Consider the following 20,334-nt stretch of genomic DNA (forward strand, 5'->3'; position numbering starts at 1 on the left):
ACAAAAAAGCTCCGTGCATAAGCACGGGGTTTTTTTGTTGGGAAGCTGCCGTAAGAACACCGGCGCGAAGTGCGACATAAACATGTCGCGGAAAGCGGTTGGGAAGCAATTGTTTAGGACCGTGGGGAATTACGGCATTGAGCCTGCCGCGGTGAATTTGCCGGGTGGTGCGTCCGGCGGAGAATTTGCGACATAAAGCGTCGCGGTGAATGAGACATTGGTGTTTGACCGTAAGCCTCTATCCTCGTCGTCCCCGAGTGCCTGTATCGGGGATCCAGTGTCTCTAGATTTATGCTGTTACTGACTTTTAGAACCTAACCCAAAGCCGCAGGATTTCCGATTTAAGCATTCGGGAACGACCGGGAATTGGCCCAACGGCTGCTACGACAGTGCTTTTGGTTCTTACGACTGTTCAGCAACCGTTGCCTGATCTTTTCCGACAGTGCAACGCAATTGGGGTTTAGAGCGAGTGATAACGACGCAACAAGCAGCGGAGCCTTCCGAAGGCGTATACTAATACGTCGAAGGAAGGCTCCGCAAGTGTTGCTAAGTCAGCGCCGCTATAAACCCCAATTGCACTAGAGGTAGAACAGTTGATTGCGACTGTTATACAAAGTCTTATATCCGAAATAGAGGGAGCCGAATACTGATAGGCATACTACCGCGCAGATCGCTATCATGATCGAGATCTGGTAGAGGATGGCGGTCGTTGGGAGCGTTCCCGACAGTATCTGGCCGGTCATCATTCCGGGCAGGGAGACTATGCCCATTCCAAGCATTGAATTTAGGGTGGGTAGAAGTGCGGTCTCAAGTGCCTGGTTTACCATTGGGAGCAGGATCTTCTGCGGTGTGACTCCGAGGTTTAGCAGGCTTTCCATCTGCTGGCGCTTTTCGCTGAGTGATTCGCAGAACGTCTTTGTGGCAAGATTTACACCGGTCATGGCATTGCCGATTATCATACCGCTCAGAGGGATGACATACTGCGGATTAAATATGCTTTGCCCCACGACAGCGGTCACGAAGAAAATCACTATGCCCAAACCTGAACAGGTTAGAGAAAGGGCTATCGCGATCTTGAATCCGGTGTTCATGCATTTGTTTTTCGAAAGTACCCTGTGGATCGCAAAAAGTATCATGCTTGTCAGATACATAAGTATGAATATCGGATGCGGATTATCGAAAATGTATGTGAGGACAAAGCCAGCCAGGGTCAGCTGGAGAGTCAGCCTTACGCTTGCAACGAAAAGGAGCTTGGTCTGGTTTATTTTTGCTTTTTTCATTACAGCAAGCACTACAAGGAGCAGGATATATACGAGGCTGAACTGGACAAGGCTTATTGCAGCGATTTCACGCATTATGGCTTGCTCCTTTCGAGTGCGATGATATTGTCTCCGTATTTTTCGGCAAGAGGAAGATAATGGCTTACTACGATAATTGTCATCTCGTTATCATTGGAAAAATTTATAATGTTCTTCATCATTGCATCCGAAGAGATGTTGTCCAGTGCTGATGTTGGTTCGTCAAGCATCAGGATTTTGGGCATGAACGAAAGGAATATCGCTATGTAGACCCTCTGCCGTTCTCCGCCAGACATAGTCTCGCATCTGGTCTCAAGAGGAAAATCTGCGCTGCATAGCTTGAGGAATTTCTCCATGTCTTCTTTTGGAAGAAGGTCGTGATCCCTGTATTCGTAATATTTTATAAAATTTTCTTCTATAGTGCCTGTGAATAGGTAGACTGACTGGCTTACGAGGAGAATTTCTCTTCTTAGTTTGATCGTGTCGATATTTTCAATATTATTATCGTTGTAGAGGATCTCTCCGCTGTCAGGGGAAATCGTGCCGTTAATAAGCTTGAGCAGCGTGCTTTTGCCGCAGCCGCTCGGACCATGTATGAATGTGGTTTCCTCCTTAGCGATTTTTATATCCGGGTATCTGATCATCGACTGAAAAACAACTTGATTGGCAGAAATGATATCCACGCGCTCACTCCTCAGTAAAAAAGGAAGTTAAGTATCTTTACTTTGTATTTCTCTTAAAACTATTTTCTCCAGAGTCCTGAGAAAACGGATATCGTCCTCCGCGGCTCTTTTCTTTGGGCCCTTTGTCCTTCCGCCGTTTCTGCGGAATTTGGCCTTGATTTCCCTCTCTTCGAGCATGAAGGTCATTCTTTCAGCTTCGTATTCTATACCCGCTGGGCTCAACGCGGAGGCTTTTTTTGAGAGCACGATGGCAGCAAGTCCCCAGTCCTGGGTAACTATAATGTCGCCGCATCCGGTGATGTTTATGATCTTGAGATCTGCTTCCTGGGATCCGCTTTCAACGGTAATATGTTGGGAAGAAATAATGTTGTGGTTGAAGCTGGCAACAGTTATTATAGGTATGCCGTATTTTGCCCCGGTATCTACCGTATGCTGCAGGACTGACTTTGGACATGCGTCTGCATCCACTATTATCCTCAGTTTATATTCCCCCGAATAAAGCAAAATAAACAATATTGCCAGATCATTATTTAGCATATTTGTGCTGTCATTACTAGTATAATGATTATAATTTATGGCTGCTTAAAATCATAATAGAATGTACGTTTCGGTTGTTGATTTTTAATTATCCAGGGGGATACCGATGGACCGATCTCTATGGACCCAAAAACGAAGTTGTTTTGCATGGTTTTTTTTCATCCTCTATTTCTGTGTTCAAATACTGTTTTTTTCAGGAGTCGGCACATGTACAGCGCAGACGCTCCCGCCTCTGCATGAAGCAGAATCGATGATCGGAGAAGGGCCGGAAGTTCTTGCTGCGGTTGCTGCAATGGGCCGCGACGAACAGATGATGGAGCTTGAGCGTCAGCGCATGGGAGCTAAATATTTTTTCAGCGCTACTTTTGGATACAGCGATGAACCCCTTTTTGAAACAAGCGAAGAATCCGCCTCCTACCGAAAATTAGGGATAGGAGCAGGTCTGGTTTTTCCCATTTTTGGAACATGGAACAAGCAGAAAATAAATGCTCTGGAATCACAGATAAGATCGATAGAATCTGAGTACAGACCAAGGATATTAAAACTCCACAACCTCGCAGCACTTCGAAAGGCCTATGTTACTTTATGGTCGGAATGTGAAAAAATTGCGATTGCAGAAAGGTTCCTCAAAACTGAAGAAAACACATCGAAGATACTGATTGAAAGAGAAAAAAAAGGACTCGTGCTTCCCGCGGACAGGATAGAGTTTTTGACTGCTTATGATATGGCAAGAAGGGATATTGCTGTGTCAAACATGAGGAAGACCCAGGCCCTGCAGATAATCAGACTTGCAACAGGGCAATTATGGGAAATGCCTCAGAAAATGGAAATACCTACTCTGCCTGCTTTTAACGGTCTGGAAGCGGACATTGAAAAACACCCAGAGATTTCGATGAGAAAAGAGACACTGAAAAAATATGAAGATCTCATGCGTGAAAAAAGAAGCGTTGACAGGGAAGGATCATTTACTGTCGGTGCGACTGCGGCTAAGGATTTTCCCGGAGAGATAGGAAGCGGGGTCTATGCTTCCGTAACGATAAACGAACCTCTTGGAACTGCGTTCTCCAAAGAAGATAAAATAAAAAAAGCTGCAGAGCATGACCTGAAAAGAGCAAAGCGTGAAGAACTTTTCATGAGGATCAAAGTACAGGGAGAAGCTGAAGAGGCAGCATCCCTCGCGTCTTATGCAGTTGCTAATATAAGGGCACAGGAATCCAGGCTGGCTGCACTTACAGAGGCTGTGAGGGAGAGGATCATGAGACATGCTTCTCTTTCCGGTGATACATTTGAGCAGCTGCAAAAGAGCAGGTACCAGTATTACCGTGGAGTAATGGATCTCCTTGATTCCGAGATGATATTTATGCAGACAGGTGCAGACCTCCTTGGTTATGCATATCCCGACGGGCCATTATCTGAGCCGTCAGAGCGCATACGGCCGATAGCAGATAACCCTCTCAGGTCAAGAATGCTTGATCCTGACTGGCTTGCATCCAAAATAAATGTCCCCGGTGGCAATACCCGAATCCTGGAACTGGAAAAGCCTGTCCCGAAGGACTATCCTGCAGCGGGTTCTTCGGCATCAACTGGCGTTCCTCACACAGCGACCGCTGTCGAGCCCACTAAGGTTGTTTCAACAGTCAGTCAGCCAAAAGAAGCAAAAGAGGGATCGATAAAAACCGATGTCTTAATGCCGAAATCCGTATATGTGTGGGATGCTTCGTCTTTTCTTGTCCCGGAGACCAGGATCTCTTCACTTGAGGAATTGAAAGCAAAAGGTTTTGATCATTTCCTTATCTCTTTCACAGCGGAACAGGTAAAAAAATTTGATGATTATTACAACAGGATGGAGCTTGAAGATCTTCTTTCAACTTCTAAGAGCATGGGGATAAGGGTGGATCTGCTTCTCGGAGAACCAACATGGCTGTACCCTGAAGAACGAAAAGACCTCATCAGGATTATCGAAAGGATGAAAAAGTTCAAATTCAGTGGCATACATCTTGATATTGAGCCTGATTCACTGCCCGGGGCAGAAGGAAAAAGGAAAGATCTCCTTGCCCATTTAATAGAGACTGTCAAAGAGGTAAAAAATACAACGGATCTTAAATTGTCTGTCTCAGTACACCCAAGGTATCTTGATGGGAGTCTTGGCGCAATTTTGTCAAAAGGATTTGCGGGACTGGGGCTTGAATACCTTGCTGTAATGATATATACGACAAATCAGGATACCGCGATAAAACGAATGAGGGATATCATGCTGATGCATCCCTCTTTGAACTTCCGCCTTGCCCAGAGCATTGAGAGGGTCCTTCCTCCTGAAGAGAGCTATTTCTCATCAGGGATAGATGTTTACAAACAAAGCATGGAAAATATATCCAGTGAGCTCTCAAACATCAGTAAGTTCAATGGTGTGATAATACAGTCATGGGAAGATATCGGAGGGATGTTTAGATGAGGGTGTCTTTTTCACAGACTCAAAAAAATGATCCGGAATTGAGATCAGGAGTAAAGATCCCATATTCCCCCGGAAAAAGGAGTACTTCGAAACTTCTCTGGTGGTCGATACTGGCTCTTGTATTCACGCCGCTGATCGTTCTTTTATGGAACATTTTTATCGACTGGATCTTTGTTTCATCACCAGGGATAATAAGTATGGACAGCTTTGCAATAACAGCACCTGAGAATGGTTTTATCAAAGAAGTCTATGCAAAAAAAGGGTTAGACGCAGATCCCGGCTTCGTGGCAATGAAGCTGGTAAGGGAACCTTCTCCGGAGCTTATTGATCAGATCGCGCTGATGAAAGCCGAAAGGGATTCACTCAGTTCGGCTTTGAATTCCCCAGCCAAGTTTCCGCTTATTTCTACCAGACTTGTTGATCAAAATATCGAGTTCTACAGGAAAGAAGCAGTTACTGTCAGGCGTCTGATGGAACAGGGAGCTGCGACAAGGGCTGAACTTAACCTTGCAGAATCGAACCTCAGGTCCGCAATGGCAGAACGTGAATCGATATTATCAGTAAGAGCGGATGACACAGCGGAAAAAAACACCAGATCGAGGCTGGATTACTACAACAGGAGTATTGAATACCTTGAAAGCCTTAAAGGTTCTTCTTTTGAGGTGGTAATAAAAAGAGCAGGCAGGATCCAGTCTATAGAGGCCTTTCCGGGCCAGTCAGTAAATGCCGGAGACGATTTGCTTTGGATAGCTGATCCCAGGACTGCCAAGGTAATAGTCTATGTCGCTCCCGAGAATTTCGAAAAGATAAAGATTGATTCGGAAGTGAAAGTTGTTTTACCCGGCAAGTCAAAAGGTATCAAAGCGGTAGTTGAAGAAATGCCGACGACATCACAAAGCACTCCGGGCGGTTTAGGAAGCAGGATGCTTGTTTCCCCCCGAAGCATAAGGGTATATTTGACACTTAAACAACCTTTGCCGGAAGAGCGGATAGTTGACGGGCTTCCCGTGAAAGTCGAGTGGGGACTCAGGTCCTTTTTTTAGGAGGATGAATGATGAAAGAGTATAAAATTTACAGGATCCTTCTTGGTGAAGAGACTGCACATTCTCCCGACGGTAAAATCAGCGATTTCCAGAGTGCAAGGGAATTATTGGAAAAAAAGCCCGAGAGTGGAATAGTCCTGATCGATGGTCTTAAAGGCAAAAAGACATCGGACAAACTTAAAGTATTCTGGGAACTGGTTGAACTTAGAGAATCAGTGGAGTTTTGCTGTGCACCTATTTACTTGTCACGCACTATGCAGCAGGTAGACATTTTAGTAGACGGTATTTCAAGCAATATTGAAGAGAGGCTTCCTGAGGCAGCTTCCATACTTGAAAGAGGCAAAAGGATCAGCAGGGAAAAGCTGCTGGATAACCACAACCTGAGAATGCTTTCCTATATGTATGTCAGGGGCGAAGAATATTCCCTTTCTCCAGTCTGCTCTCCTTTTTCACAATGGATATACTCCTACCCAGAAATGGCTCTCCTGCTTGACAGCTCTACAAAAGCATCGAAGATACTCAGGCCTGAAGATCTCAGTGGACTTGAGAGGCTGAGGTCTTTTCGGTTCGATACAGAGATGATAATGGCCCTGAGGGCAGTTACATTTCTTGAAGACCATGGATACATAACTCGAAATTTACTGGTGGACAGGGTGAGGAAATGTCCCAAATGTAAAACAGGCCACCTGAACTATGTCGATGTCTGCCCTAACTGCGGAAGCATCGATTTTAATAAAAAACTAATGATACACTGTTTTATCTGCGGACATGTTGCGCCGGACAGCGATTTTAGAAAAAACATGTCATTCGTATGCCCGAAATGCAATACTGTATTAAGACATCTGGGAAGCGATTACGATCACCCTCTCGAGTCTCATGAGTGCAACAACTGCGGATCAAAATTTATAGAGCCTGATGTTAAGGCTGACTGCCTCTTCTGTAGGACAAGGACAGATCCTTCTGATCTGACAGTTGTAAATGTTTACAGCTATAAGCTTTCAGAAAAGGGATCTGCTGCAGTACGGACAGGCAGTATGCAGATGGAGATCCAGCTGTTTGACGGGCAGAATAATCTAAAATTCAGCTATTTCTGCAATATCATTGAATGGATGAGGGAATACCGGAAACGCTACGCTGATGAAGTTTTCACCTTGATAGGGCTTAAATTTTCCAACCTGTACGAAGTTGAAGATTTATTGGGAGAAGATCTATACAAAAAGATAATGGATGAGCTGATATTCCGTATAAGGGCTATGGTAAGGACCACTGACATAACCACTTCTTCAGCGCCTGATACTTTCTGGATACTGCTGCCAAGGACATTGTTTGACAACTCAACGATATTGGCAGAACGTATAGAGCTGCTGAATGACAAGCTTGAGATCAAGTCAGATAAGAAAATTGAGATCACTGCAAAATGTTTCCAGATACCGACTGAAGATAATGAGATTTCTGCGGAGAAATATCTGGAATTGTTTGCTGAAGAACTTTGATCGAAAAACAGGAACTGACATGGAAGTATTCGAAGAGCTTTTGAGTTCAGAATATTTACCCCTTCTTTTTGAAGAAGGGGCAGGTACTCTTTTACTCAAATTCATGCCCTTTGTCCTCTTTTTTGAATTGCCGCTCGCGATCCTGGTCATAATAGGTGTTATCAAATATACAGTCGACAGGAGATATGAAGGGGAACGAAGACCGTATTTCCCCTCTGTTTCCTGCATAATCACATGTTACAGCGAAGGCCGCGATGTACAGAAAACTATAATGTCTCTCACCGAACAGATATATCCGGGCAAAATTGAGATGCTGGCAATGATCGACGGTGCAGCAAAAAACAAATTTACCTACGATTCAGCCCATGAAATGTCCCACTATGTATCGGGCTTTGAAAACAGAAAGCTTCTTGTTGTCCCCAAATGGCAAAGAGGCGGCAGGGTCTCCAGCCTGAACACAGGGCTCAATTTTGCGAGCGGAGAAATAGTAATGGCACTGGATGGAGATACTTCGTTTGACAACAACATGGTAGAGAGGGCCACCAGGCATTTTGAAGATCCAACAGTGGCAGCAGTATCAGGATGCCTCAGGGTAAGAAATGCCGATGAATCTTTGACAGCGTCTCTTCAGGCCATTGAGTATTTTATATCGATCCAGGCATCGAAGACCGGATTGAGTTCCTTTAACATGGTTAACAATATATCTGGAGCATTTGGCGTTTTCAGGAAAAGCGTACTTGACCTTGTAGAAGGGTGGGACGCAGGCACAGCGGAAGATCTTGATTTAACACTTCGGATAAAAAATTATTTTGGAAGATACAAAAAGAAATTCCGAATAATTTTTGATCCGGAAGCTATTGGACATACGGATGCCCCGGCGACATTCAAGGGGTTTCTGAAACAGAGGATAAGATGGGACGGTGATCTTTCCTACCTCTATTTTCGCAAGCACAAGCGCTCATTTAAACCTAAAATTCTCGGCTGGCCGAATTTTCTGATGATAATTTTAACGGGGCTCTTTTCACAGATAGTTATGCCTTTTGTCATCTTTGTATATACCGTATGGCTTTTTATCAGGTATCCGATTGAATATGCTTCTACTTTACTTTTTCTGGTCTATCTCTTTTATTTCTTTTTGCTTCTTGTAATGTATCTCATTTTTACAGCGTGTCTCTCAGAAAGACCTGAAGAGGACCTGTCAAGGCTGTGCTTCCTGCCTCTGATGCCGCTGTTTGCCTTTGCTGCAAGGATGAACAGTCTGGTCGCAACAGTATGGGAGCTGACAGCAAGCGGTCATAAGGATACATCAATGGCTCCGTGGTGGGTAACTCGGAAAAATAAATTCTGATCTCAGCGAGTGAAAAGGTCAAAAGCTATCTTGGCTAGCAGGAATATAAGAACAACGACCATCATGGGGCGGATAAATTTTCCGCCCTTTTTCAGTGCGTAGGCAGAACCGATATAGTTTCCGATAATGTTGCATATCCCGGCAGGGATAGCTATCTGGTAATAGACTGTTCCGGCCAGTGCAAACGTCAGCAGTGACGCGTAATTTGAGGCCAGGTTGACTATTTTTGCGTTGCCGGATGCTGTCTTAAGGTCATACTTCATAATTGAAGAGAAAGCGAATATGGCAAATGTGCCTGCGCCGGGACCAAACATTCCGTCATATCCTCCGACAAGGAATCCTATCAGAAGGGATAAAAAGAAAACAGCTTTCCTGGACAAAGAGTTAGAATGGTCTTCTTCACCCATATCCTTTTTCAGGAAGATGACGACCGCAGCAATCGGGAGGATCAGTAAAAGCATAGTTTTGAGGACATGGTCGGGGATCATCAGAACAATTGATGCGGCTATCCCTGATCCAATGAAAGAGCTGAATGCGGCCAGAAGTGAAGATCTTAGATTGACCGCACCGGCAGACCAGAATTTAAAAACCGACAGAGTAGTGCCGCATGCGCTTGAGAATTTATTGCACCCGTATGCGAAATGTGCAGGCATCCCCGTAAAGACATAAGCAGGAAGGGCGATGATCCCCCCTCCTCCCGCTGATGCATCGACAAAACCCGCAAGCCCCACCAAAAGGCAGACAAAAGAAAATACTGGCAGAGTAACGGTAAAATCAGTCCCCAAAATTATAACCGTTATGGATCATCTCAGATAATTTACTGGCGTTCTGTGCCTATGCTTCTACTTAAGGCAGTCGCATATCTCAGTGTTCATTTTGTCTCCCGGTTCCACCATAAAGCTTTTGATCCTGATCTTACCCTGCCTGTGCAGGGCCAGAGCAAGGGAGATTATGGTTGAACTGCTGACGCCGATCCTCTTAGATATCTCTTCAGGGTCGAGCTCTCCGTTTTCCTCTGCTGCACTGACAACTTCTTCACCCAGGAATGATACCCACTGGTTGAAAAGAGCGTGCATCTCAGGCGTATTTGAACTAGCCATCTGATTAAGTGTTATTACTGATTCGAAAATACGGGCGGAAACCAATTCAAGCGAATGTACCAGCATCTTCATGTCCTGTTGTTCCAGTGTTTTGGAATCTATATTCATAAAAATCACTCCTGTTTCTATGTTTTTCCAAGCCCACTGATTATATAATAGCTGGGAATAATATCAACCAGGATTTTCCCCGTAAAGGATGTGATGACATGTCTGTCTATAATATCCACAGCAAAGTGCTTGGAGTGCTTTCTGATACCCATGGAAGTTACCCTGCATGGGTATCAGCGCTCTCCCTATTTAAAAACGCAGATGCGATACTGCATGCCGGAGATGTCCTTTATCACGGGCCTCGAAACGCCATACCGGGAGGATACACCCCGTCAGATCTGGCCGAGGCTATCAACAGCTATAAAGGAACGATACTTATCGCAAGGGGAAATTGTGATGCTGAGGTTGATCAGATGGTACTGCATCCTCTGCTTGCCCCTTATGTCTCGATATGGTGGAACGGAAAAAAAATATTAATGATGCACGGCGACAATTTCCCGCTTTTCAGGCAGATGGCTCTTGATTCCAAAGCAGATCTTGCCATTTCAGGACATACTCACATAGCATCTGTTGTGAGGGAGAAAGATACGATCTTCCTGAACCCCGGATCGACAACTATGCCCAAGGGCAAAGATCCGGCCAGTGCCGCTGGTGTTGATGAAAAAGAAATAAGGATCATGACACTGGAAGGGAGAATTTTGCATAGTGAAAAATGGTGAAGCATACTATGGCCGGGTATTCAGGAAGAGAAGGTTTTGGCCTCAGATATTCTGGCTCATGGTTTTGTCTGCAGGATGCGGTTTTAGCTGCATATTTAATTCCACTCCGCTTTTCATTGCCTCGATATTGGCTGCTTTTCTAGGTCTTACTGAGAGCAGCAGATGGTCTCATAAAACCAACCTTCTGATATGTGCTTCGACGGCTGTCATAGGATCTGTGTGCGGAGTTTTCTCCTGGTTCGATACAGCTTCGATTTTCTTTCTTCTGGTGTCGGTCGGTGGATTCATGCTCTATTACAGGGACACCGGCAAAAAATTCATGGCTGCCTTGGGGAAATTTTCATCGGAAATTTCGAAAGAAAAGGACATGGCAGCCCTGTTGTCTGCAGCTGCTGATAGAATCAGGGAAATGACTTCAGGAGACGAGGTTTTTATAACAGTCGCAGACAGGTCAGGCGCTATGTATATGCCCGGCAGAACAGGAAAGCCGGATTCCTCGATACCGAGGAACGGAGGCGCAGCATGGAAGGTGTTCGCATCAGGGAGAGCATATCTTACCCAAAAGATTGAGAGTGCAAAGGACCTTCCTTTCTACAGGGATGCCAGGTCACTGATGTCAGCTCCGCTTTTTGCTGAAGGAGAAAAAATTGGTGTGCTGCAAATAGAATCCCACGTTGCCGACGCATTTTCGGAGGAGGATCTCCAAAAACTTGAATTGATCGCTTTTGTTCTTTCACATCCTTTGTATGTAAAATTGTCTGCTGAGGGTGGGGAAAAAGAGGAGGCTCAAAGCGACCGATGATCTTGATAGATATGCACGTCCACAGCAACTATTCTGACGGGACGCTAAGCGTAGAGTCAATAGCCAAAGCTGCGAAGAAACGGCACATGGCCTTTGTGAGTCTCACTGACCACGACACAACAGAGGGCCTCGCCCCTTTCATGTCTGCGTGTAAAGAATATGGGGTGGAAGGTCTTACGGGCATAGAACTTTCCGCGGATTCAGATTATACGCTTCACATCCTGGGCTTTCGGATAGACCCATCTAATGGGGCTCTCCAGAAGAGACTTAATGAAATAAGAGACCACAGGAATGCCAGAAACCACAGGATATGTAAAAAATTGCAGGAACTGGGTTTTGATGTACAAATAGAAGATGTTTCCCTCCTCTCAAGGGGGCAGGTCGTTGCAAGGCCTCACATAGCGAGGTTGATGTTGCAGAAGGGATATGTTTCAAGCATAGGGGAAGCTTTTACAAAATATATAGGCTTTGGAGGAAGCGCACATGTGTCAAGGGCAAGACTCGCCGCAGAGGAATGCATTTCTCTCATCACCGATGCAGGCGGGCTCGCAGTACTTGCACATCCGGCCCAGAGTTATCTTGAAGATGAAAAAATGGATCGGCTTCTGCGGCATCTTAAAGACAATGGCCTTTGGGGTATCGAAGCGCTTTATTCCGGACACAGCCCTGAACAGACATACAATTATCTTAAACTGGCCGATAAATTCGATCTTTATGCGACTGCAGGATCAGATTTCCATGGTTCAAACAGTCATGGTGTTGATCTTGGCGTTGCAGTCAGCGAAGATTTTCTTCCCTGGGCCAGGCTAGGGGTTAAAATATAGAGGCTGAAAATGGTTTTAATAAAAGCGATATTGAAGTATGGCTATAGAATATTAAAATAACAGAAAATCGACCAATGGAGGTATTTCAATATGAAAATTATGGATTTTCGCAGTGACACAGTAACGAAGCCCTCGGAAGAAATGCGCACGATCATGGCAAACGCGGAGGTAGGGGACGATATATACGGAGATGATCCATCGTCAAACGCTTTGTCAAAATATGCCGCTGAGCTGACAGGCAAAGAGGCGGCAATCTATACATGTTCAGGAACTATGGGAAACCTTCTTGCTTTTCTCTCCGCCGGACGCCACGGAGAAAGTCTCCTTGCAGGCAAGCGCTCCCATATCTGGAATGCCGAGGTCGGAGGTTTTTCAGCAGTTGCAGGACTTTGTCCATATCCCCTGAATGACGATGAAGGAATTCCAAAAGTCGAAGACATTGCTCCTGCAAACAGGGCGGACAACAACATCCATCACCCGGACACGACCATCCTCTGTCTGGAAAATACTCATAACTATACCGGAGGCATAGCTGTTTCCCCGAAACGATTTGCAGAAGTTGCCAGAGAAGGACACAGGCTAGGGTTCCATGTACATCTTGACGGAGCCAGGATATTCAACGCTTCCGTATGTTACGGAGTTGACGTGACCGAGTTTACAAAAGAAGTGGATTCAGTCCAGTTCTGCCTTTCAAAAGGTCTTGGCGCCCCAATGGGTTCCATGCTCTGCGGATCACATGAATTCATAGAAAGGGCAATGAAAGCCAGAAAGCGCATCGGCGGTGCTCAGCGCCAGGTAGGAATAGCAGCTGCAGCAGGACTTTATGCGCTCAAAAACAACATCCCCAGGCTTTCTGAAGACCATGACAACGCAAAACTTCTGTGTGAGCTCCTGATAAAGGGAGGAGTACATGTAGAGGAAGTGCCTAATATGACTAACATGGTATTTTTCCCGATGCTGCAGAGCTATCCCACAGATGAATATTTCGTAAGCGCCTGTAAAGAACGCGGACTGCTTCTAAACGCTCTTTCTCCGAGAAGGATACGCCTTGTTACACACCTCGATGTCAACAGGGAAGATGTTGAAAGGGCGGCAGGCATAATACTTGAGGTTATCTCTCAGTGACCGAATTCCTTTCCCGCGAAGAAGTTGAATCCATCTCTAATTGGATGCTGGATGAGGCTCTGCGCGGAGGGGTATCCGGAGCCGACGTGCTCTATTCGGAGGGTGCAGGCTCCGGCCTCTCCCTCAAGGATGGGGAGATCGAAGAGTGTGTGACAGGTTTTACGGCAGGCATTGGCGTCAGGACGATCATGTCTGACGGCAGGCAGGGCATATCCTATGGAAACAGGCTTGACAAGCTTTCCCTCCGGGAATTGGTGGAGTGGAGCCTTTTCAACTGCAGGAATTCTGAACCGGAAGAAGGCATTATGCTTTACGAGGGAAAGCTGGTCTCTGATCCCTCGCTTGATCTGGAAGATCCGGAGATCACAGCCGTTACACCTCAGAAGAGGATGGAATTCTGCCGCGTCATGACAGAGAGCGCAATGTCTGCCGACAGCAATATAATCTCTGTGAGGAGCGCATCCTGGAATGACGGATGGGGATCTTCCTTTTACTGTACAAGCACCGGACTTGAAGGCTGGGAGCGTGGAAGCAGCGCAAGCTGCGGAGTTACAGTCATTGCAGGTGATGGAAGAAATACCGAGATGGGCGGTCATGGTGAAGAGTCAAGAAGACTTGATGAACTCGACATAAGGAAGATCGCCCTTAAAGCTGTGGAGAAGACAGTCTCGGCTCTAGGCGGTACCCCTATGAAGACCGGCCCTTACACTATAGTGATCGAACCTGAGACCGCTGCATCGCTGGTTGATGTCATAGGTGATCTGTTCTGCGCCCCGGAGATACATAAGGGGAGGTCCCTGATGGCGGAACGGCTGAATTTAAAGGTGGCATCACCCTGCGTGACTCTTGTCGATGACGGAAGGATCCCCTGGAAAGCAGGCACAGGTTCATGGGATGCGGAAGGAGTTCCGACAGGCAGGACATTGCTCATCAAAGATGGCATTGCCCGCTCTTACCTGTATAATCTTCAGTACGCATGGAAAGACGGGGTCACATCAACCGGAAATGCATGCAGGGGAATGTCTTCTCTGCCTGATGTCGGTACGTCCAACCTCCTGCTTGAGGCCGGAAGCGAAACGCCGGGATCTCTGATCTCAGGAGTAAGCTCGGGCCTTTTCCTGACAGAATTGATGGGACTTCATACAATAGACCCGATCAGCGGTGATTTCTCGGTAGGAGCAAAGGGACATCTGATCGAGAACGGAATGATCACGAGACCTGTGAGCGGCGTCACGATAGCGTCGAACTTGATGGACTTTTTAAATAATATAGTTGCAGTCGGTTCCGACCTTACCTTCTTCGGATCAACTGCGGCCCCGACATTGGTGGTGGAAAACATTGTTGTTGCAGGTGAATAAAAAAATATCAAAGATACTCTGCTCTGCCTTGCTTCTAATGGTTATTATGGCTGTATCTGCTTCAGCAGAGACCCTCTCCCTTTGGCACAATGATATCAAAAAAGGAGACATATCCGCCAGGACAAACTCCCTTAAGGGCAAAGACATTGCAATTGAAGAGGTAATATCTGCACTGGGACTAGCAAGGTCAGGCAACCTTCAGGGTATAGTAGTTGTCATCGACGGTAAAAAAATGGAGTTTTGGAATAATTCAAGCGTGGTTAGGGTTGACGGAGCGATCATAAGCCTTCCTGATCCCATTGCAGTTGAAGATGGTCATTGGTGGGCGGACTCAAAAGCCATGATAACCGTACTGGACCAGTTTTATACCAAGATAGGCAAAAACCCCGGTATGAAATGGACTGAATCGGGGCAGGAACCTCCTCAGGCTGGACAGATAAAGAAAGAAGAACCTAAAAAAGAACCTCAGAAAGAAATCGCTGCTGAGCTGAAAAAACCTGAAAAAGAGGTAACGGCTGAACCAAATATTCCTATGCTCGAAGAAGAGAAAAAAGAAAGCGAAACATCGGCTGTTCCTCTAAAGGTGACTTACGGCAGCAAAAGACCTGTCGTAGTGCTTGACGCAGGGCATGGCGGTCATGACCCGGGCGCCGTTGCAAACGGCATGAGGGAAAAGGACATAAATCTCAGGGCTGTCCTCCAGCTTGGAGAGATGCTCCAGGCTTACGGCATAGACGTTCGCTATACAAGAAAGACGGATGTATATCTGAAGCTTGCAGAGAGAACTGCCTTTGCAAACGACAACAAAGCCAACGTTTTTGTCAGCATACACTGCAATGCGATGCCTAAAGGGAAGACTGCCGCAGGGCTTGAGTTTTACATAATGGCTCCCCCGTCAGACAAAGACGCAATGCAGCTGGCAATATATGAAAACAAGGAAATAAGCGGAGGGGCAGAGACACCGCAGGACGTCCAGCGCGCAGACCAGAAAACGAGGCTGCTGCTCAAAATACTTGGAGACATGCAGCAAAATGACAAGATAAACGAGAGCACAAGCCTTACAGAGGTGCTCCACAGCTCTGCCAATTCATCAGGGCTTCCTATGCGTAAGGTGAGACAGGCACCTTTCTATGTTCTACGAGGTGCGGGAATGCCATCCGTATTGATCGAAATGGGCTACCTCACAGACAGAGCTGAGGCGCGAAAACTAAACACCGCAGACTACAGAGAAGCCCTTTGCAGAAGCTTTGCGAAGGGGATCTTGACTTATATCAACGAACATCCGGTGACGGTACAGTGATCGTATTACAGGAGGAATAATGCATGAGGGATCCTGAGGAAAGAACCCGCCATTTTATTATCAGAAAGAAAAAAGAAGAAGAAAATTTCGACGAACCCTCAGTAAAGCGTACTTCTGCTCAGCAAAGGGATAACGCTTCGCATGAGGGGAAGAGGGTCAGGGAAGAGGAAAGAGAGAATCTGCGCGAAGGTTTTTTCGCCAGGTACTCAGGAAAAGGCAAGGCAGATGATGATAGATCTGATGATCGTTCGCGGGAGAACCGTGATGATGATTACGAAGATGATGATGAATTCGAAGAAGAAGAGGATGACAGCAAGAAAGCACCTCTGCTTGTAAGAATATTTGCCTGGATAGCTCTTCTTGCCATATTTTTTGTGTGCGGATACCTGGGTGCTAATTATTTCTTTAACTGGGCGGATAAAAAGGGCGGTCCAAGAATTGGAAATGTTGTAGGGAACGGTACCGAAGCAGCAAGAGTAAGCGTAGGAGCAAATTCTTCGAACGGGTCGGGCAACGTGAAGTACAACCTCTACATACCTGATGGAACGACTTTTACTGAGAGAGAGATCGAAATCAAAAAAGGAATGATAGAAGAAGATATCGAAAAGGTAGCCTCTGTTTATATTGATGGGCTCAAAGAAATGAAAATGCTGGACAACAATGTTGGCGTCATCAATGTTTTCAGGAGTGGGGACTGGCTCTATCTTGATATGACCGGCGCTTTCAGCTCGTCTTTGAAGACATTGGGCAAGGACAAAGCTGCGATAGTTATTACCGGACTTGTTCGGACAATGAAAGACAATTTTCCGCCTATTAAGAAGGTCAAATTCTACATAGACGGAAAAGAATCAGGAGAGAAGACACCTGCTGACCTTACAAGACCATGGGAAATCAACTGACGGGATATGAAATAATGAGAATTGATGGAAGAGAACTATTTGAACTCAGACCGATAAAGTTCCAAAGGAATTTCAGCAGATACGCGGAAGGGTCGGTTCTTGTTGAATGGGGCAATACCAAGGTTCTCTGCACTGCTTCTGTAGAAGACAAGGTCCCCCCGTTTATGAGGGGAACCGGCAAAGGCTGGATAAGCGCTGAATATTCAATGCTGCCCAGGTCCACCCACCAGAGGACTCAGAGGGATATAAGCAAAGGGAAACTCAACGGCAGGGGGACTGAGATACAGAGACTGATCGGTCGGTCGCTTCGTGCAGCTGTCGATATGACCAAACTTGGAGAAAAAACCATCTGGATCGACTGCGATGTGCTGCAGGCTGATGGCGGGACAAGGACGGCTTCTATCTCGGCTGGTTTTGTTGCGCTTTTTGATGCGTTAAGATGGATGGTATCCTGCTCGCAGATAGATGAGATACCTGTCAAGACACAGATAGGAGCTGTCAGTGCCGGCAAGGTCAGCGGGGTGTCGATGCTGGATTTGTGCTACGAAGAAGATTCCGCCGCAGATGTGGATGCCAACATCATAATGACCTCAAAGGGAGAATTCGTAGAACTGCAGGGCACCGGTGAGGGAGGAGTATTCTCGAGGGCTGAACTGGATGAGATATTGTTCCTGGGATGGAAAGGAATCAGCGAGATCCATCGGATACAGGCCGAAGCCCTTGAACTTACAGAAGAGGAAAAGGCGATTTTTTTAAGATGAAGATAATTCTTGCAAGCGGCAACAGAAATAAGTACCGTGAAATGAAAGATGCATTTGCGCCGATAGGAATAGAACTTCTTTACGGCGGAGATTTTGATACTAAGACAGATGTAGAGGAAACAGGAAGCAGCTACGAAGAAAATGCTCTGCTGAAAGCGAAGGCCTGGTCGAAGGCGCTTGGTCTGCCTGCAATGGCTGATGACAGTGGTCTGGAAGTATTCGCTCTCGGAGGAGCTCCCGGGATACGTTCAGCCCGTGCCGTTCCGGGTACTGACAAGGATAGAACGAACTGGCTGCTTTCGAGAATGAAAGACATTAAGGATAGAAGGGCACGCTTTGTTTCGTGCATCGCAGTTGTCTTTCCTCACAGAGAAGAACCTCTTGTTTATGAAGGCAGCTGCAGCGGGGCGATAGCATTAAAGTCATCCGGAATGAGCGGCTTCGGTTATGACCCGATATTTATACCTGACGGCTATGACCAAACTTTTTCTGAACTTGGAGACCAGGTAAAAACCAAAATTTCTCATAGAGCCCTTGCAATAAAAGGTATAGCGGAAATGCTAATACCTGTGTTACAATACTATGCTGTACGTACTATGGAAAATTCCCGGTCTGTCCAGGAGTAATGGCCTGACCGCCGGAATATAGAAAACTCTGGAGGTGTGGTTTGTGAAAATCCTTCTTGGAATCCTTCACATCCTTGTTTGTGTAGCTCTTATTGGAGTTATAATGATGCAGCACAGAAAAAGCGGTGGATTCACCGGAGCTTTTGGCGGAGGCGGAACTCAGGCAGATACGGGAGGAACATGGCAGCGCATGTCATCTCTGACCAAAATCACTGCAGGACTAATGCTCGCATTTATGGTCCTATCCATCCTGCAGGTTGTCGTAAGATAGGCTGTTGCCATGCCGCTCAAGAGGCTTGACAGCCAAAAAGACATTGCTTCCTACGAGGAGACAGAGGGTCGTCTTTTTTCTGCAACACACGAAGAACTGCTGACAGGCTGGACAACAGATATTTATTTTTTAAAAACCAGAGACGTGCTCCGTTCAGCAGGATTGCTGGAGACACCTGTCGTAGCTGAGGTATTTACCCGTAAGAGCGGTATTTTCGCCGGACTTGAAGAAGTTCTGCGGCTCTTCAGGACATTCCCGAACCAGCCGGAAGTTGAAGCCATCCCTGAGGGATCTGCTTTTGAGGGTAAAGAGGTTCTGGTGAGGATCAAGGGAACATACGAATCATTTGGCCTTTATGAAACAGTTTTACTCGGCATGCTTGCCTCATCTACAGGATGGGCCACAGCAGCTAAGGAATGTGTGGAAGCAGCTGAGGGCCGCAATGTGCTTTGTTTTGGAGCAAGACATGTTCATCCCGCTGTCGCTCCGGTAATGGAAAGAGCGGCGAAGATAGCCGGGTGCAGTGCGATGAGCTGCATTCTGGCCGCAAAGCTGTGCAATGAAGAACCAAAGGGAACCATCCCCCATGCTGCCATATTGATAGTAGGGGACACGGTTAAGCTTGCTAAGCTTTATGATGCTCAGATCCCTGCAGAAGAACCTCGTATAGTCCTTGTTGATACTTTCAAGGATGAAGCAGAAGAGACTATGCGCGTCGCAGAATGCCTGGGCGATAAGCTTGCCGGTGTAAGACTTGACACACCGGGTGAGCGCGGCGGCGTTACCCCGGATCTGGTTCGTGAGATCAGATGGCGCCTTGATATTGCCGGTTACAGCGATGTACAGGTGATAGCTACAGGCGGACTTACCCCCGAACGCATAAAGATGATGAACGATGCCGGAGCAAGCGTTTACGGAGTCGGCAGTTATATAACCCATGGAAAGTCAAGGGATATGACCATGGACCTGAAAATGATCGACGGAAGGCCTATCGCCAAGCGCGGACGTCTTCCCGGAATAATTGATAATCCGAGGCTTGAACGCGTACTCTAGCCCCGCAGTCTGTTTTCCCCCACGTTAACAGACAGTGTCCCTGAAGAGCGGTGCGTTAGCGCACGTATGCCACGGCTTCAGTGAACCGGACGAGTAGCTTTAAGAAATATAAAATATAAAAAATTAGTGATCCACTTTTTTTGAGGAGGAAGATCCATGATAGGCACACGTTCTTTCATGGCTAAGGGTGCGGAAGTTGAGCGCAAATGGTATGTGATCGACGCATCAGATAAACACCTTGGCCGTCTTGCAGTACAGGTAGCCCGTATACTTATTGGGAAACACAAGCCAACATACACGCCGCACGTTGATACCGGCGATTTTGTTGTTGTTGTAAACGCGGAGAAGATCGGGCTTACAGGCAAAAAACTCCTGCAGTCCACGATCATCACACACAGCCTTTACCCGGGCGGACTAAAGACTCTCACGTACCAGCAGGTACTTGAACGCCGTCCCGAACGTCTGATCGAGAGGGTCGTATGGGGTATGCTTCCCAAGACCAAACTTGGACGTGATATGTATCGTAAACTTAAAGTATATGCCGGTCCGAGCCATCCACACGAGGCTCAGAAACCAGAGCAGATAGACTAGGAG

The 20,334-nt window shown here is 46.5% G+C and carries 21 protein-coding genes; 16 read left to right on the plus strand and 5 right to left on the minus strand.

The features are described from left to right. Nucleotides 1-578: 578 nt before the first annotated feature. From CVV54_06635 to CVV54_06645, 3 genes are all read right to left on the minus strand, one after another. Nucleotides 579-1,355, minus strand: a complete 777-nt coding sequence (locus CVV54_06635) for an iron export ABC transporter permease subunit FetB (protein ID PKL04181.1) — start codon at nucleotides 1,353-1,355, stop codon at nucleotides 579-581. Further along, nucleotides 1,355-1,942 (minus strand): ABC transporter, encoded by a 588-nt coding sequence (locus CVV54_06640; GenBank protein ID PKL04264.1) that lies wholly within the window; start codon nucleotides 1,940-1,942, stop codon nucleotides 1,355-1,357. Before CVV54_06640 ends, CVV54_06635 begins: the two co-directional genes overlap by 1 nt. A gap of 66 nt (nucleotides 1,943-2,008) precedes the next feature. Then, nucleotides 2,009-2,461 (minus strand): hypothetical protein, encoded by a 453-nt coding sequence (locus CVV54_06645; protein ID PKL04265.1) that lies wholly within the window; start codon nucleotides 2,459-2,461, stop codon nucleotides 2,009-2,011. Nucleotides 2,462-2,624: 163 nt separating this feature from the next. Here CVV54_06645 and CVV54_06650 point away from each other — a divergent pair, with 163 nt between their 5' ends. Genes CVV54_06650 through CVV54_06665 form a run of 4 tightly spaced genes read left to right on the plus strand, consistent with a single transcriptional unit; the run spans nucleotide 2,625 to nucleotide 8,854 of the window. Next, complete coding sequence (locus CVV54_06650) at nucleotides 2,625-4,970, plus strand: hypothetical protein (GenBank protein PKL04182.1); 2,346 nt, start codon at nucleotides 2,625-2,627, stop codon at nucleotides 4,968-4,970. After that, complete coding sequence (locus CVV54_06655; GenBank protein ID PKL04183.1) at nucleotides 4,967-6,013, plus strand: hypothetical protein; 1,047 nt, start codon at nucleotides 4,967-4,969, stop codon at nucleotides 6,011-6,013. Before CVV54_06650 ends, CVV54_06655 begins: the two co-directional genes overlap by 4 nt. Before the next feature lie 11 nt (nucleotides 6,014-6,024). Next, a complete protein-coding gene (locus tag CVV54_06660; GenBank protein PKL04184.1) occupies nucleotides 6,025-7,506 on the plus strand; it encodes a hypothetical protein in 1,482 nt (493 codons plus the stop codon). 19 nt (nucleotides 7,507-7,525) lie between these two features. Next, nucleotides 7,526-8,854, plus strand: a complete 1,329-nt coding sequence (locus CVV54_06665) for an N-acetylglucosaminyltransferase (protein PKL04185.1) — start codon at nucleotides 7,526-7,528, stop codon at nucleotides 8,852-8,854. A gap of 2 nt (nucleotides 8,855-8,856) precedes the next feature. Here the strand turns inward: CVV54_06665 and CVV54_06670 are convergent, their stop codons facing one another. Beyond that, the gene (locus tag CVV54_06670) at nucleotides 8,857-9,639 is read right to left on the minus strand and encodes a hypothetical protein (GenBank protein PKL04186.1); all 783 of its coding nucleotides are present in this window, start codon (nucleotides 9,637-9,639) and stop codon (nucleotides 8,857-8,859) included. A 57-nt stretch (nucleotides 9,640-9,696) separates the two neighbouring features. Continuing rightward, complete coding sequence (locus CVV54_06675) at nucleotides 9,697-10,062, minus strand: hypothetical protein (GenBank protein PKL04187.1); 366 nt, start codon at nucleotides 10,060-10,062, stop codon at nucleotides 9,697-9,699. 98 nt (nucleotides 10,063-10,160) lie between these two features. On the opposite strand from CVV54_06675, the gene CVV54_06680 reads away from it, so the two are divergent. From CVV54_06680 to CVV54_06735, 12 genes are all read left to right on the plus strand, one after another. Beyond that, a complete protein-coding gene (locus CVV54_06680) occupies nucleotides 10,161-10,721 on the plus strand; it encodes a phosphodiesterase (GenBank protein PKL04188.1) in 561 nt (186 codons plus the stop codon). After that, entirely contained in the window at nucleotides 10,708-11,523 is an 816-nt protein-coding gene (locus tag CVV54_06685) for a hypothetical protein (protein PKL04189.1), read from the plus strand. Before CVV54_06680 ends, CVV54_06685 begins: the two co-directional genes overlap by 14 nt. Next, on the plus strand, nucleotides 11,520-12,347 hold the full coding sequence (locus CVV54_06690) for a phosphatase (GenBank protein PKL04190.1): 828 nt from the start codon (nucleotides 11,520-11,522) through the stop codon (nucleotides 12,345-12,347). Before CVV54_06685 ends, CVV54_06690 begins: the two co-directional genes overlap by 4 nt. A gap of 90 nt (nucleotides 12,348-12,437) precedes the next feature. Then, the gene (locus CVV54_06695; protein PKL04191.1) at nucleotides 12,438-13,472 is read left to right on the plus strand and encodes a threonine aldolase; all 1,035 of its coding nucleotides are present in this window, start codon (nucleotides 12,438-12,440) and stop codon (nucleotides 13,470-13,472) included. Beyond that, nucleotides 13,469-14,830, plus strand: coding sequence for a TldD/PmbA family protein (locus tag CVV54_06700; protein ID PKL04192.1), 1,362 nt, complete (start codon nucleotides 13,469-13,471; stop codon nucleotides 14,828-14,830). Before CVV54_06695 ends, CVV54_06700 begins: the two co-directional genes overlap by 4 nt. Further along, entirely contained in the window at nucleotides 14,814-16,130 is a 1,317-nt protein-coding gene (locus CVV54_06705; GenBank protein PKL04193.1) for a hypothetical protein, read from the plus strand. The genes CVV54_06700 and CVV54_06705 overlap by 17 nt, the downstream gene beginning before the upstream one ends. Nucleotides 16,131-16,153: 23 nt before the next feature. Then, nucleotides 16,154-17,029: a hypothetical protein gene (locus CVV54_06710; GenBank protein ID PKL04194.1), complete on the plus strand. Its 876-nt coding sequence runs from the start codon at nucleotides 16,154-16,156 to the stop codon at nucleotides 17,027-17,029. An 11-nt stretch (nucleotides 17,030-17,040) separates the two neighbouring features. Continuing rightward, nucleotides 17,041-17,790 (plus strand): ribonuclease PH, encoded by a 750-nt coding sequence (locus tag CVV54_06715; protein ID PKL04266.1) that lies wholly within the window; start codon nucleotides 17,041-17,043, stop codon nucleotides 17,788-17,790. After that, nucleotides 17,787-18,416 carry a non-canonical purine NTP pyrophosphatase, RdgB/HAM1 family gene (gene rdgB, locus CVV54_06720; protein PKL04195.1) on the plus strand — a complete coding sequence of 210 codons (630 nt, stop codon included), beginning with the start codon at nucleotides 17,787-17,789 and terminating at the stop codon, nucleotides 18,414-18,416. The genes CVV54_06715 and rdgB overlap by 4 nt, the downstream gene beginning before the upstream one ends. A 43-nt stretch (nucleotides 18,417-18,459) precedes the next feature. Then, on the plus strand, nucleotides 18,460-18,687 hold the full coding sequence (secG, locus tag CVV54_06725; protein PKL04196.1) for a preprotein translocase subunit SecG: 228 nt from the start codon (nucleotides 18,460-18,462) through the stop codon (nucleotides 18,685-18,687). A 9-nt stretch (nucleotides 18,688-18,696) separates the two neighbouring features. Further along, on the plus strand, nucleotides 18,697-19,740 hold the full coding sequence (locus CVV54_06730) for a nicotinate phosphoribosyltransferase (protein PKL04197.1): 1,044 nt from the start codon (nucleotides 18,697-18,699) through the stop codon (nucleotides 19,738-19,740). 156 nt (nucleotides 19,741-19,896) lie between these two features. Further along, nucleotides 19,897-20,331 carry a 50S ribosomal protein L13 gene (locus CVV54_06735; GenBank protein ID PKL04198.1) on the plus strand — a complete coding sequence of 145 codons (435 nt, stop codon included), beginning with the start codon at nucleotides 19,897-19,899 and terminating at the stop codon, nucleotides 20,329-20,331. Nucleotides 20,332-20,334 lie beyond the last annotated feature (3 nt).

It is taken from the genome of Synergistetes bacterium HGW-Synergistetes-1, assembly GCA_002839185.1.
GTDB lineage: Bacteria > Synergistota > Synergistia > Synergistales > Synergistaceae > Caenicola.